Here is a 13040-nt window from a genome sequence, read left to right on the forward strand (position 1 = left end):
TCAGGCGGCGGGCGAAGCGGTGGACAGCCGGACGCGCAGCTCGGTGGCGAGCTCGACGCGCGGGGTCACGAGCGTCTCGCCGTCGAGGAGTTGGAACAGCGTCCGGGCGGCGACCCGCCCCATCTCCTCGAGCGGCTGGCGCACGGTGGTCAACGGCGGCGACAGCCACTGGCAGAGCGGCAGGTCGTCGAAGCCGACGACGCTGAGGTCCGCCGGAACGCTGAGACCCGCCTGGCGCGCCGCCTCGTAGACGCCCATCGCCTGCTGGTCGCTGCCCGCGAAGATCGCGGTGGGGCAGTCCGGCGACTCGAGCAGGTCGCGCGCGGCCTGGAACCCGCCTTCGTACTGGAAGTCGCCGTACCGGATGAGGCCGCGGTCCAGCTCGATGCCCGCGCGCTCCAGAGCGGCCCGGTATCCGTCGATCCGGGCCTGGGTGCAGAGCATCTCCTGCGGACCGCCGATCGCGGCGATGCGCCGGTGCCCGAGGGAGATGAGGTGCTCGGTCGCCGAGAGGCCACCCGACCAGTTGGTGGCGCCGACGCTGACCAGGTCGGTGTCGGGCAGGTCCACCGGGTCGATGACGACGAGCCCGACTCCCGCCCGCTCGATCTGGGCGCGCTGCGCCGCGGTGATCCGCGAGGTGACCAGGATCACGCCGTCACTGTGGTGCTGCACGCTGAGCGAGGCCCAGCTCGGCGGACGGGCGTCGTCCCCGCGCACGAGCGACACGACGGTGCCCGTGCCGCGCTCGGCGCACTCCGCCTCGACCCCCCGCAGGATCTCCACCGCCCAGGGACTGTCGAGCCCGCTGATGACCACGTCGACCAGCCCGGACCGGCGCGCCCGCCGCACGCCCGGCGGGAGGTAGCTGTGGGCCTTGAGCAGCCGGGTGACCCGCTCCCGGGTGGCCGCGGCGACGTCGGTCCGGCCGTTGAGCACCTTGGACACCGTCGCCGTGGAGACGCCGGCCTCCACGGCGATGTCGGCCAAGGTGGGCCGGGAGCGCCGACCGGTCGTCTGTTCCGATCCCGTTTCGGCTGGACGTGCCACGCACCCCTCCACATCGTCGACCCGTGTGTTTCGAAGATTAGCGCAATCTTTCGACATCCTCCTAGGAGCAGGTCGCCGGGTCAACGACGGGCGGCACTCACGCAGCCCGAGGAGAGCCCCTGCGGGGCGCGCCCGAAGGTGAGCTCAATGGTTTTCGAAAACTATCGACCGCCCCTGTGCCCCACGCCCCGTCCTCTGAGAAGATAGCCGACGTGACCAGCGACGAGCGGATCCCGGGTCCCCCGCAGGTGTTCGACGCCCATCTGCACATCATCGATCCGAGCTACCCGCTCACCGAGAACAACGGCTACCTGCCTCCGGCCTTCACCGTCCCGGACTACCGCGCGCGGACGGCGCCGCTGGGCGTCGTGGGCGGCGCGGTCGTCTCCGGGTCCTTCCAGGGCTTCGACCAGACGTACCTGCTGGACGCCCTCCGGCGGCTCGGCCCGGGCTTCGTCGGCGTGACGCAGCTGCCCGCTTCGGTGACCGACGAGGAGATCACCCGTCTGGACTCCTGCGGCGTCAGGGCCGTGCGGTTCAACGTACGGCGTGGCGGCTCGGAGACCCTCGACCACCTGCGGACGCTGGCCCGGCGCGTGCACGCGGTCGCCCGCTGGCACGTCGAGCTCTACATCGACGCGCGTGAGCTGCCGGAGCTGGCGCCGGTCCTGCGGTCCCTGCCCGCGGTGAGCGTCGACCACCTCGGCCTGTCCGAGGAGGGGCTGCCGGCCCTGCTGTCCCTCGTCGAGCGCGGCGCCCGGGTCAAGGCCACCGGCTTCGGGCGCGTCGACCTCGACGTGGCGAAGGCCGTCCGCGCGGTGCTCGACGTGAACCCGCGCGCGCTGTTCTTCGGCACCGACCTGCCGTCCACGCGGGCCCGGCGGCCGTTCCAGGACGACGACCTGCGGCTGCTCGCCGACCTGGCCGGGCCGGAGCACACGGCCGCGGTCCTTCATGACAACGCCGCCGCCTTCTACCGGGTGTGACGCGCCGGCGGTCGGCGAGGAGATCGAACAGGCGGCGGGTTCCGCGCCGCGCGAGGAGGAGTCCGCCATGCTGCTCGGTGAGGTCCGAGAGGAGATCGTCGACACCTGCCGGCGCCTGTCCGCGGCCGGTCTCCTGCCCGGGACGTCCGGCAACGTCAGCGTCCGGGCCGGCGACCACGTCGCGGTGACCCCCAGTGGCGTGGACTACTCCGAGCTGACCGCCGAGCTCGTCGGCGTGCACGCGCTGGACGGCACCCCGGTCGACGCGCCGCTGAAGCCCACGTCGGAGTTGCCGTTGCACCTGGCGGTGTACGCGGCGAAGGAAACGTCGGCGATCGTCCACACGCACTCGACGGCCGCCACGGTGCTGTCGACGCTCGTCGACGAACTGCCGCCGATCCACTACATGATCGCGCTGTTCGGCGGCCCGGTCCGCGTGACGCCCTACGCGACGTACGGCACCCGGGAGCTGGCCGACGCCACCGTGCGCGCGCTGCGCGAGTCCACGGGCTGCATCCTGGGCAACCACGGCACGGTCGCGGTCGGCGCCGATCTGGGCGCGGCCCGTACCGGCGCCGAGTACCTCGAATGGCTCAGCGAGCTCTACCTGCGCGCCGTGAGCGCCGGCAAGCCCCGCCTGCTGGACGCGGAGGAGATCGCCCGCGTGGCCGCGAAACTCTCCGGCTACGGCCAGACCCCACCGCGCTGACCGCTTCGTCGTCGGATGTGACGATCGCCGCAGGACCCGGCCGGTGGTGTCGGCGTCGCCGGGACGGGTAGCCGACCGATCAGAGGCGGACGCAGTGCCACCGCCCTGACGGAAGGAGTACGCCATGGCCGAGTACGAGCGGTCCCGTGCCTTCGACGCGCCTCCCGAGCTGGTGTTCGACGAGGCGTCCGACCCGGACACGATGGACCAGTGGCTGCCCGGAGAGGTACACCTGGAGTCGGCCGACCTGCCCGAGGTCACCGTCGAACACGGCTCCGAGCGAGAACGTGCACTGATGCGCGCCGAACGCGATCAGCTCCGGGTCGAGTGGGGCACCCGCGACACGGGCGAGTACGCCGGCTGGCTGCAGGTCACCGGCATCGACCCGGACCGCAGCGAGGCCGTCGTCCACCTGTCCTTCTTCGACGAGGAGCACGCGCCGCCCCGCTCCCGGATCGAGCAGGAACTGGCCGAGAGCCTGGATCGCCTGACCGAGAAGGTGCGCCACCGCAGCGAGCGGTCCGGCGGATAGCGCCCGCACCCGGTGACCGGCGGTGGGGCCGGTCACCGGCGGCCCTTTCACATCCGGCGAAGAACCTAAGCAAAGATCACCCAAGGTCTTGCCGACGATGACGACGCAACTCCGGCGCTCACGGAGCGTAGGCCCTAGACTCCCGGGACGCCGAAGAACTGTATCCGGTAGGCGCCGGTGGCCGCGAGTCGGGAGTCGGCACTGAAGGCGACTGAGGAAATGTAGTTCTCGTCGGTCAGTGTGGCGGCCTCGGACCAATCGCGAGTACTCCAAACCTTCACGGAAGACTCACAGCTGAACGCACAGGCAAGAAAACGGCCGTCCGGGCTGAAGGCGATCGATTCCGCGAATTCACTCTCGCCGGTAAGCCTCGCAACATTTCGCCAGGTTGTCGCATCCCAGATCATTACCTGGCCACCACCGCTAGCCAAGAACGAGCCATCCGGACTGAACGAGATCTTTTCGCCCCAGGAATTCTCGTGGGTCAGCACGGCCACCTCTACCCACCTTCGAGTATCCCAAATTCTAATGTTGTCCGTGATGTCTCTGCAACCGACCGCCAACCACGAACCGCCCGGATGGAACACGACCGAAAGAACGTCCTCGCCGATAGGAAGAGTGGTCAGCTCACGCCAATCTTCAGTACTCCAGATCCTGGTCGTCTTGTCTCTGCTACCGGTTGCGACTATTCGGCCGTCTGGGCTGAACGCCGCAGACCGGACCCAGTCATCATGCCCGCGGAGGGTCGTCACCTGTCTCCGCCGCTCGGGCTGCCAGATCCGGGCAGTGTTGTCGCAAGCGGCACTGACGAGTAGCTCGCCATCAGAATTGAACGCCAGTTCGTTGATCGGATCCGCGTGTCCGCTCAAAGTAGCGATTTCAGCCCAGGTCGAAGTGTCGAATATCGTAATGTCCAAGGCACCGCCGGAAACCATGAGCCGACCGTTCGGACTGAAAGCGATCCCGATTGTGAACTTATCGATCGGCGTGCACGCTCTGGTCCACGGCGTAGCGCTCCGAAGCGCCGACGGCGAACACCCGTTCCCCGCAGCAGGCGTTGGCATCCGGCCTTGGATCGGATCTCTGGCGAGCCCAGTTGAATCAAGACGCACCCGCAGCTGGGACGCGCACCCTAAAGCGAGGTATACGTCGTCATCGCTAGGCCAGCCCCGGGCAGCGGGGTGAGCGCAGGCATTACGGACGACTCGGAGATGATGCACACGGTCAAGCGCCACGCCGGTCACTCCGGACAGATATTCCGCACTCTTGGACAGCTGATGGTCCGGGACGTGGGCTTGCAGTTCACTCCATCGGAGGATTATCTCCGACGCTTCCGGCGGTGGCCCATCAACCACATAGTGCACACGGCGACCACGCTGAGCCACACCGCACCTCCTGCTCTCACGCCGGCACGTTCAGAATAATCCGCGAATGCCTGGAGGACTCGCGCGGCGATCAACCACTCGAACAGCCACGGATGCGCCTGCCGCGCCCCGGCATGAACAGGTCGAGGGCGGTTCGCTTCGCATGCCGAGGTTGGAGTCAGATCTCGCTGCGGTCCCAGCCGGTGTCGAGGTTCTGCAGGAGTTCCCTAACGACGGGACGGTGATGGCCGCCGGCGGATGGATCCTCTGCGACCCTTCGCAGCATGTCCGCCGCCGCCCGTACCCTCTCTACGACGCCCTCGCACACATCCACGGGGCCACGCTCCGCATCGTCGTAGATTCCGCACTCCGGATCGGCCACGAAGCAACCCCACCAGTCCAACAGCGCGTGGAGAGCCTCCATGCGCGCCGGGCCGGGCTGATCGGCGATCACTTCCAGGAACAGGGTGGTCGCAGGCACTGCAGCCGCGTACAGCGTCCCCGCGTGATCGTTGCTGACCGCGTACCGCAGATCCGCCACCGCCCTGGCGGCGTGCTCGGCCGACCGAGGATCGCGTAGCGCGTCCACGGCGGCCCGAGCGGACATCGAGTCATAGGCGCGCGCGTCGGTGATCCGTGACCGATCGATGAGATTCACTGGCACTCCTGACGTAGGAACGACCAGGATCGTATGGGCCTGTGCCTGTCAGGGACGGAATCCAGCGCCGGCCCTGTCGCGGCGGGCGGCCTTGCCGCCGACCTGTACACCCGGGCGCGCCGCTCCGGGCCGCGCCTCCCTCACAGACCCGGTGAGGGTGCGCCGAACGCTCGGCGTTCTAACTGACGAAGCAGCGCGAACCTCGCATCTCGCATGCTGTGGCGCGGGTTTTCCGAGCGTTCGGCGCGGCGCGGCCGGTGGCGGTCCTACAGGTGGGCGATCAGGAGTTCTGGGCGTTCTACGCAGTCGGCGACGAAGCGCAGGAAACCGCCGGCCACGCCGCCGTCGCAGACGCGGTGGTCGAAGGTGAAGGACAGCTGCGCCACCTTGCGCAGCCGGATCTCCCCCTCGAACGCCCACGGCCGGTCGGCGATCCGCCCGACGCCGAGCATGGCGGCCTCCGGGTGGTTGATGATGGGGTTTGAGCCGTCCACGCCGAACACTCCGTAGTTGTTCAGGGTGAACGTTCCGCCGGTGAGGTCACGGGGGTCGAGCCGGCCGGCACGGGCGGCCTCGGTGCGCTCGCGGATCCGGGCGCCCAGCTCGGCGAGTGTCAGCCGGTGCGCGTCGCGGACGACCGGGACGAGGAGTCCCCGGTCCGTCTGGGCGGCGAAGCCGAGGTGGACCTGCGGAACCTGGACGATCTCCTCGCGTTCGGTGTCGACATACGCGTTGAGCTCGGGGAACCTCCGCAGCCCGGCGACGCAGATCCGGGCGAACAGCGCCAGCATTCCGATGCGGGCGTCGGGGAGCGTACGGGCGAGTCCCTCTTTGAGCTCGACCAGGGGTGTGGCGTCGACGTCCACCCACGTGCTCGCGTCCGGGATCTCCCGCCTGCTACGGGAGAGCTTCTCGGCGATCGTCCGCCGTACGCCCCGGATCGGGACCCGGACGGGGGCCTGGTCGTCCGCCGACTCCACCGGCTCGGGGGCCACGGTCAGACCGGGGGCCGCCGCCGGAGCCGGGACGGCGGCCTCCGGCGCCTGGGCCGTGGCGGTCGTGGCTCTGCCGGGCCTGGTGGCCGCGGCGATGGCGGCGTCGACGTCCCGGCGGAGCACGACGCCGCCGGGGCCGCTCGGGGTGAGGGCGGCGAGGTCGATGGCGTGCGCCCGGGCGAGTTGGCGGACCACGGGTGAGATGACGCGCGGCGCCTCGGGCCGTACGGTCGTCCGGGCGGCCGAAGTGGCCGAGGCGGCCCGAGGGGCCGCGGCGACCTGAGGCGGGGCGGGGTCACGGCGCTGCGGAAGGGAAATAGTGCGCCCGGCGCGGCGGCGGCGTGAGCGGCGCGCCGCGCTGGTTCCGTAGCCGACAAGGACGTTGCCGGATCCGGCGCGTTCCTCCTCGCGGTACCGCTCGTCGCGGGCCTCACGGCGGCGTTCGTCTGCGGTCGGTGAGTTCTCCCCCGCCGTGTCGTCCGGTCCGGCCGCTACGGTCACCGCGATGAGGGGCTCGCCGACCGCGATGACGGAACCCACCTCGCCGTACAGCCGGGCGACCGTGCCCTCGATCGGGATGGGGACGTCGACGGCGGCCTTGGCGGTCTCGACCTCGACGACGTTCTGGTCGACGGTGACGGTGTCCCCCGGTGAGACGCGCCACTCGGTGATCTCGGCCTCGGTCAGTCCCTCGCCGAGGTCGGGCAGGCGGAAGATCACCTCGGTGCCGGTGGCGATCACGCGGCACCGCCCAGCGGCAGGAAGCGCGGGTCGGGGCGGTCGTCGCGCTGGAGACGGTCGAGGGTGTCGAGGATCCGGTCGACGTTCGGGAGGTGATGCTGTTCGAGCATCGGCGGCGGGTACGGGATGTCGTAGCCGGTCACCCGGAGCACGGGTGCGTGCAGGCTGTGGAAGCAGCGTTCCTGCACGCGGGCCGCGATCTCCGCGCCGACCCCGGCGAACCCGGCGGCCTCGCTGACGATCACACACCGGCCGGTCTTCCGCACCGACGCGGCGACGGTCTCGTCGTCGAACGGGACGATCGTCCGCAGGTCGACGACCTCCAGGTCCCAGCCCTCCTCGACGGCGGCCTCGGCGGCCTCCATCGCGACGGTCATGGTCGGGCCGTAGGCGACGAGCGTCGCGTCGGCGCCCCGGCGGCGGATCGCGGCGCGGCCGAAGGGCTCGGTGCGCGCCGGCAGGGCGACCTGTGACTTCGACCAGTACAGCTTCTTGGGCTCCAGGAAGATCACCGGGTCCGGGTCCTCGATCGCCTCCCGGAGCAGCGAGTACGCGTCATCGGCCGTGGCGGGCGTGACGACCTTCAGGCCGGGCGTGTGCGCGTAGTAGGCCTCGCTGGAGTCGCAGTGGTGCTCGACTCCCCCGATGCCGCCGGCGTACGGAATCCTGATCACCATCGGGAGGGCGACCCGGCCGCGGGTGCGGTTGCGCATCTTGGCCACGTGCGAGGCGATCTGTTCGAACGCGGGGTAGGCGAAGGCGTCGAACTGCAGCTCGACGACGGGCCGGAAGCCGCCCATGGCCATGCCGACGGCGAACCCGACGATCCCGGCCTCGGCGAGCGGCGTGTCGAAGCAGCGGTCCTCGCCGAACTCCGCGGTGAGGCCGTCGGTGATGCGGAAGACGCCGCCGAGCCGTCCGACGTCCTCGCCGAGGATCACGACCCGTTCGTCGGCGGTGAGGGCGTCGCGGAGCGCGGAGTTCAGGGCCTGCGCCATGGTGGTGGACGGAGTGGTCACGTCAGCGCCTCCTCGGCCTCGAGTTCGGAGCGGAGCGACGCCCGCTGTTCGTCCAGTTGCGGGGTCGGGACGTCGTAGACGTGGTCGAACATTCCGAGCGGGGCGAGTTCGGGGTCGGCGTTCATCGCGGTGCGCAGCCGGGCGGCGAACTCCTCGGCGGCCGTCGCCGCCTCCGCGACGTCCTCGTCGGAGAGGTGGCCGCGGCGGCGCAGGTACGCCTCCAGCCGGGCGATCGGGTCGCGCCGTCGCCACTCCTCGGCCTCCGCGTCGGTGCGGTAGCGGGTCGCGTCGTCGGCGTTGGTGTGCGATTCGAGGCGGTAGGTGTGCGCCTCGACCAGGAACGGGCCGTGGCCGGAGCGCGCGTGCTCGGCGGCGGCGGACAGCACCGCGAGCACCGCGACCGGGTCGTTGCCGTCGACGCGCTCGGAGCGGATGCCGTATCCGACGCCCTTGTGGGCCAGGGACGGCGCGGCGGTCTGCCGGTCCAGCGGGACGGAGATGGCGTACTGGTTGTTCTGCACCAGGAACACCACGGGCGCCTTGAACACGGCGGCGAAGTTGAGCGCCTCGTGGAAGTCGCCCTCGCTGGTCGCCCCGTCTCCGACGCAGGCGAGCGCGATGCGGCCGCTGCCCTTGCGCCGCTCGGCGTAGGCGAGGCCGGCGGCGTGGACGGTCTGCGTCGCCAGCGGGGTGCACTGCGGCGCCACGTGGTGGCGGTGCGGGTCGTAGCCGCAGTGGGCGTCGCCGCGCAGCAGGGCGAGGACCTCGGTCGGCTCGATGCCGCGGGTCACCAGCGCCATGGACTCGCGGTACGTGGGGAAGAACCAGTCGCCGTCCTGGAGCGCGAGAACGGCCCCGACCTGACAGGCCTCCTGGCCGTGGCTCGACGGATACACGGCGAGGCGTCCCTGTTTGGTCAGCGCCGTCGCCTGGGCGTCGAACCGGCGCCCGACGACCATCGCGCGGTACGCCCGGCGGAGGGTCTCCGGGCCCGGCAGCGGATAACGGGGCCGGCCCCGTACCGCCGCTCCGGTGTCGGTGAGAAAGCGGACCGGGCGCTCCGAGGGGAGCAGCGCCTCCGGGCCGCCGTCGTGCTGTCGATCCGTCATCCGGCCCCGCCTTCCTTGCTCGGCCAGTGCTAGGAATATCGGTTGAAATAGGCCAAAAGACCAGTAGGCAGCCGAAAACACGGACGAACTGCTCGGGTAGGGGGCGCTCATGGATCATCTGTCCTTCGAGGCGACGGGGGACCCCGGTCCCGCCGGACGAACGGCGCCCCCGCTCGACGACGTGGACCGCGCGATCCTCCGCGAACTGGAGAACGACGGCCGGATGTCCATGCGCACCCTCGCCGAGCGGGTGAGCGTCTCGCGCTCGAACGTCTACGCGCGGGTGGAACGGCTGGTCGCCGAGGGCGTCATCACCGGCTTCACCGCCCGGATCGATCCCGTACGGGCGGGGCTGGGCACCGCGGCGTACGTGCTGCTCACGATCGAGCAGCACTCCTGGCGGGAGGTCACCGCGCGGCTGCGCGAGGTGCCCTACATCGAGCATCTGGCGTTCGTCGGCGGCGACGTCGACCTGGTGATGCTGGTGCGCACGCCCGACAACGTCACACTGCGCGACGTCGTCCTCGCCCGCATCCACGCGCTCCCCGGCATCCGGTCGACGCGCACCTGGCTCATCTTCGACGAGGCGGCCGGCAGCCGCCGCCTCCACTGACGCGATCGTGAAAACGTGGGGCCGTCGTTTCGGAGGCGGTGACGGCCCCCATCACGACGCGATCTCATCGCCCTGTCCGCGCGGCCGGCGAACGGGCGGTGAAGGCCGGTTGTCACGATTCGTGTTCTGAGCACCCTTATCCGCCGCGAGGACGGTCGCCGCGGTCACCGGCTGGGGGTTCTCCCGGAGCACGGCCGGCGCGTGCGGCGTCTTCAACGCCCATTCGCCGGATCGGCGTGAACCTTTTCGTAAAGCCGTGAGCGGCATTCCGCCGCGTACCGGAGGGCCCTCGCGCCGAATGGCGACGGCGCCGGCCCGGGCGGGCGCCGCCCCGGCGACGCCGGGGGCGGGTGCCGTGGACCGCGCGGACCGGCCCGCGACGAGGTCTTGACGGGCCCGCGAGAGCAGGAGCATCATCACCCCCAATCTGAGATCGTTCTCACATTGGAGCTTGCATTGAGCCTGGTACGCCAGCCCGTCCGCCCCCTGGCACCGATTCCCGATACCCTCCGTGGCGATATCGACGTCGCCGTGACACCCGAGATCGAGGCGCGGGTGACCGCCTTCGTCGAGAAGGCCCTGAAGCCGACGACCCGGGTCATCTACCTCGTGGGCTGCGGCGGGTCGCTGTTCATGTTCGGGGCGATGCGCTTCATCCTGGAACGCTCCCCCATCCCCGCGGTGGCGCTGAACGCCGACGAGTTCATGCTGCGCAGGCCGTCCGCCCTCGGCCCGGACTCGATCGTGATCGCCAGTAGCACGAACGGCGGCACCGCCGAGACGGCGCGGGCCGTCCGGTTCGCCCGTGAGGCGGGCGCGCCGGTGCTGCTCGTCACGAAGGACCCGGAGAGCCTCGTCGCCAAGGAGGCGGCGGACATCGTCCTGCACCGCAGCGTCGAGGCCAAGCAGGTCCTCCAGGGCCTCATCGCGTACTCCCTGCTCAAGGCGCAGGGCGTCGCCGACGACTACGACGAGGCCGTGGCCGCCTTCCGCTCCTGCTCGGCGGCGTTCGAGAAGTCCGTGCTGGAACTGGACGACCACCTGCGCGACATCGCGGCGGCGTGCGTGGACGAGCCGTGCGTGTACGTCCTCGGCTCCGGCCCCCTGGAGGGCGCGGCCCAGACGTTCGCGGCCTGCTACCTGCAGGAGATGCAGATCAAGCACGCGGTCGCCACCGGCTCGGGCGAGTTCCTGCACGGCGCGTTCGAGGTCATCGACGGCGAGGTGCCGGTGATCCTGCTCCTCGGCGAGGACTCCACGCGGCCGATGGGACAGCGGACGCTGAACTTCCTGGAGCGCTACAACCACCGCAACCACGTCATCGACGGCGCGTCCCTGTCGCTGCCGGGCGTGCCGGCGGACCTGCGGGCCACCGTCGGGGCGTTCATCATGGCCAGCGCGGTCACGGCCCGGCTGGCGCAGCACTTCGAGGCGTTCTCGGGCCGTCCGCTGACCGACCGCCGCTACATGTGGAAGGTCGAGTACTGATGCGGCTCGCCGCCGTCGGTGACAACATCATCGACTGCTATCCGGAGACCGGGCACATGTACCCCGGCGGCAACTGCGTGAACGTCGCCGTCCACGCGGCACGCGCCGGCGCCCGGTCCTCCTACGTCGGATCGGCCGGGCGGGACGAGCGGGGCGACCAGCTCGCCGCCGCCCTCCTGGCCGAGGGCGTCGACGTCTCACGCCTGCGGCGGCCGGCCGGGCCGACCGGCTACGCCACGGTGGTCAACGTCGGCGGCGAGCGCACCTTCGGGCCGTACGACCGGGGCGTGGCGCGGTTCCGGCTCGACGATGAGGACTTCGAGTTCATCGCGGCCCACGACCTGGCCCACTCCAGCTACTCGGCGCAGCTGGAGGACCAGCTGCCGGCCGTCGCCGAACGCGTGCCCCTGTCGTTCGACTTCGACGCGCACACCGGCGACGAGTACGCCGCCCGGCTGATCCCGCACGTCACGTACGCCTTCTTCTCGGCCTCCCATCTCAGCGAGACCGAGACCGGCGATCTGCTGCGCTGGGCGTGCGGCCAGGGCGCCCGCGTCGCCCTGGCGACCCGGGGATCGGCGGGCGCGCAGCTCTTCGACGGCCGCGAGCTCCTCGCGGAACCGGCCGCGCCGGTCGACGTGGTCGACACCCTCGGGGCCGGAGACACGTTCATCGCCCATATGCTGACCGGCCTGACCTCGGGTTTCGGGAAGCAGAAGACCCTGCGGCGCGCCTGCGCGCACGCCGCACGGGTCTGTACCTCCCTCGGTGCCTTCGGGCACGCCAGACCGATCACCTCCGACCTGACACGGCACCTGTCCGCCACAGCAGCAAAGGAATCATGATGACCGGTACCCGTGGTGGCCGCGCGAGCGTGGCCCTGGCCGCGCTCACGGCGTGCGCGGCGCTCTTCCTGTCCGCCTGCGGCGGCAACGACTCCAAGTCCTCCGCCTCCGGGACCTCGCCGGCCGCGCAGGCGGCGGACCCCGCGGTCGCCAAGCTCGTGCCCGCGAACCTCAAGAGCGCCAAGGTCGCCGTCTTCGGGGACTGGGCCCCGGAGGAGTACGTCGAGAACGGCCAGATCAAGGGCTGGAGCGTCGACGTGGCCAAGGCCATGGCGGCCAAGATGGGGATGACCTTCACCTACCAGGCCACCGGCTTCGACGTCATCATCCCCGGGCTGAACAACGGCCGGTACGACCTGGCGGTGGCCTCGCTCGGCGTGACCCCCGACCGGCTGCAGAGCCTGGACTTCGTCCCCCTGCAGAAGGAGGGCACGGCCTTCGGCTGGAAGAAGGGCGCGGGCCTCAACATCGCCAGGCTGCAGGACGTGTGCGGCAAGTCCGTCGCGGTGCTGACCGGGGCCTGGGAGTACAAGTACCTCACCGACAACAACGCCAAGATCTGCGGCTCGAACCCGATGAAGATCGAGCAGTTCAAGGACCAGCCCTCCGCCGAGCTGGCCGTCACGTCCGGCCGCGTCCAGCTGGTCGCCGCCGGGTCCGGCAAGCTGAAGTACAGCGCCAAGCAGAGCGGCCGGCTCGACACCTCCAGCCTGCTCGTCAACGCCGTCTACAACGGGCTGGGCGTGAAGCAGGGCAGCCCGCTCGGGCCGGCGCTCAAGGCGGCCCTCCAGTCGGTCATCGCCGACGGCACCTACGCCAGGATCCGCTCCAAGTGGGGCGTCAGCAGCCAGGGCGACCTCAAGACCGCCGTCCTCATCACCAAGGCCCACCCCGAGGGCTGAGCCGCCCGGGACCCCTCTGACCAGAAGGA

At 70.7% G+C, this 13040-nt stretch carries 13 protein-coding genes; 7 read left to right on the plus strand and 6 right to left on the minus strand.

What is annotated here, in order from left to right; all coding sequences use genetic code 11:
• The gene (locus NE234_RS39545) at positions 1 to 1050 is read right to left on the minus strand and encodes a LacI family DNA-binding transcriptional regulator (RefSeq protein WP_252786189.1); all 1050 of its coding nucleotides are present in this window, start codon (positions 1048 to 1050) and stop codon (positions 1 to 3) included.
• A 212-nt stretch (positions 1051 to 1262) separates the two neighbouring features.
• On the opposite strand from NE234_RS39545, the gene NE234_RS39550 reads away from it, so the two are divergent.
• The 3 genes from NE234_RS39550 to NE234_RS39560 all read left to right on the plus strand — a co-directional run bounded on the left by NE234_RS39550 (position 1263) and on the right by NE234_RS39560 (position 3277).
• Positions 1263 to 2036 carry an amidohydrolase family protein gene (locus NE234_RS39550; protein WP_252786190.1) on the plus strand — a complete coding sequence of 258 codons (774 nt, stop codon included), beginning with the start codon at positions 1263 to 1265 and terminating at the stop codon, positions 2034 to 2036.
• A gap of 67 nt (positions 2037 to 2103) precedes the next feature.
• Positions 2104 to 2745, plus strand: coding sequence for a class II aldolase/adducin family protein (locus NE234_RS39555; protein WP_252786191.1), 642 nt, complete (start codon positions 2104 to 2106; stop codon positions 2743 to 2745).
• 124 nt (positions 2746 to 2869) lie between these two features.
• Positions 2870 to 3277: an SRPBCC family protein gene (locus NE234_RS39560; protein WP_252786193.1), complete on the plus strand. Its 408-nt coding sequence runs from the start codon at positions 2870 to 2872 to the stop codon at positions 3275 to 3277.
• Positions 3278 to 3411: 134 nt separating this feature from the next.
• Here NE234_RS39560 and NE234_RS39565 read toward each other — a convergent pair whose 3' ends face one another.
• The 5 genes from NE234_RS39565 to pdhA all read right to left on the minus strand — a co-directional run bounded on the left by NE234_RS39565 (position 3412) and on the right by pdhA (position 9163).
• Complete coding sequence (locus tag NE234_RS39565) at positions 3412 to 4212, minus strand: WD40 repeat domain-containing protein (protein WP_252786195.1); 801 nt, start codon at positions 4210 to 4212, stop codon at positions 3412 to 3414.
• A gap of 607 nt (positions 4213 to 4819) precedes the next feature.
• Positions 4820 to 5305 (minus strand): hypothetical protein, encoded by a 486-nt coding sequence (locus NE234_RS39570; RefSeq protein ID WP_252786196.1) that lies wholly within the window; start codon positions 5303 to 5305, stop codon positions 4820 to 4822.
• A gap of 260 nt (positions 5306 to 5565) precedes the next feature.
• Positions 5566 to 7035, minus strand: a complete 1470-nt coding sequence (locus tag NE234_RS39575; protein ID WP_252786198.1) for a dihydrolipoamide acetyltransferase family protein — start codon at positions 7033 to 7035, stop codon at positions 5566 to 5568.
• Positions 7032 to 8033: an alpha-ketoacid dehydrogenase subunit beta gene (locus NE234_RS39580; RefSeq protein ID WP_252786234.1), complete on the minus strand. Its 1002-nt coding sequence runs from the start codon at positions 8031 to 8033 to the stop codon at positions 7032 to 7034. Before NE234_RS39580 ends, NE234_RS39575 begins: the two co-directional genes overlap by 4 nt.
• Before the next feature lie 17 nt (positions 8034 to 8050).
• Complete coding sequence (gene pdhA / locus NE234_RS39585; RefSeq protein ID WP_252786200.1) at positions 8051 to 9163, minus strand: pyruvate dehydrogenase (acetyl-transferring) E1 component subunit alpha; 1113 nt, start codon at positions 9161 to 9163, stop codon at positions 8051 to 8053.
• Between the two features lie 109 nt (positions 9164 to 9272).
• Here pdhA and NE234_RS39590 point away from each other — a divergent pair, with 109 nt between their 5' ends.
• The 4 genes from NE234_RS39590 (at position 9273) to NE234_RS39605 (ending at position 13011) form a co-directional block, all read left to right on the plus strand.
• Positions 9273 to 9776 (plus strand): Lrp/AsnC family transcriptional regulator, encoded by a 504-nt coding sequence (locus NE234_RS39590; RefSeq protein WP_252786201.1) that lies wholly within the window; start codon positions 9273 to 9275, stop codon positions 9774 to 9776.
• Between the two features lie 531 nt (positions 9777 to 10307).
• Positions 10308 to 11264: an SIS domain-containing protein gene (locus NE234_RS39595; RefSeq protein ID WP_252786203.1), complete on the plus strand. Its 957-nt coding sequence runs from the start codon at positions 10308 to 10310 to the stop codon at positions 11262 to 11264.
• Positions 11264 to 12109, plus strand: a complete 846-nt coding sequence (locus NE234_RS39600; protein WP_252786204.1) for a PfkB family carbohydrate kinase — start codon at positions 11264 to 11266, stop codon at positions 12107 to 12109. The genes NE234_RS39595 and NE234_RS39600 overlap by 1 nt, the downstream gene beginning before the upstream one ends.
• Positions 12109 to 13011: a transporter substrate-binding domain-containing protein gene (locus tag NE234_RS39605; protein WP_252786206.1), complete on the plus strand. Its 903-nt coding sequence runs from the start codon at positions 12109 to 12111 to the stop codon at positions 13009 to 13011. The genes NE234_RS39600 and NE234_RS39605 overlap by 1 nt, the downstream gene beginning before the upstream one ends.
• The last annotated feature ends 29 nt before the right edge of the window (positions 13012 to 13040 follow it).

Origin of the sequence: Actinoallomurus rhizosphaericola (genome assembly GCF_024055675.1) — a bacterium.
Taxonomy (GTDB): domain Bacteria; phylum Actinomycetota; class Actinomycetes; order Streptosporangiales; family Streptosporangiaceae; genus Actinoallomurus; species Actinoallomurus soli.

Bases quoted from the DNA above. Each gene is read 5' to 3' on its own strand.
- NE234_RS39580 (WP_252786234.1), bottom strand. From the start codon at position 8,033: ATGGCGCAGGCCCTGAACTCCGCGCTCCGCGACGCCCTCACCGCCGAC.
- NE234_RS39555 (WP_252786191.1), top strand. From the start codon at position 2,104: ATGCTGCTCGGTGAGGTCCGAGAGGAGATCGTCGACACCTGCCGGCGC.
- NE234_RS39565 (WP_252786195.1), bottom strand. From the start codon at position 4,212: ATGGTTTCCGGCGGTGCCTTGGACATTACGATATTCGACACTTCGACC.
- NE234_RS39600 (WP_252786204.1), top strand. From the start codon at position 11,264: ATGCGGCTCGCCGCCGTCGGTGACAACATCATCGACTGCTATCCGGAG.
- NE234_RS39590 (WP_252786201.1), top strand. From the start codon at position 9,273: ATGGATCATCTGTCCTTCGAGGCGACGGGGGACCCCGGTCCCGCCGGA.
- pdhA (WP_252786200.1), bottom strand. From the start codon at position 9,163: ATGACGGATCGACAGCACGACGGCGGCCCGGAGGCGCTGCTCCCCTCG.
- NE234_RS39560 (WP_252786193.1), top strand. From the start codon at position 2,870: ATGGCCGAGTACGAGCGGTCCCGTGCCTTCGACGCGCCTCCCGAGCTG.
- NE234_RS39605 (WP_252786206.1), top strand. From the start codon at position 12,109: ATGACCGGTACCCGTGGTGGCCGCGCGAGCGTGGCCCTGGCCGCGCTC.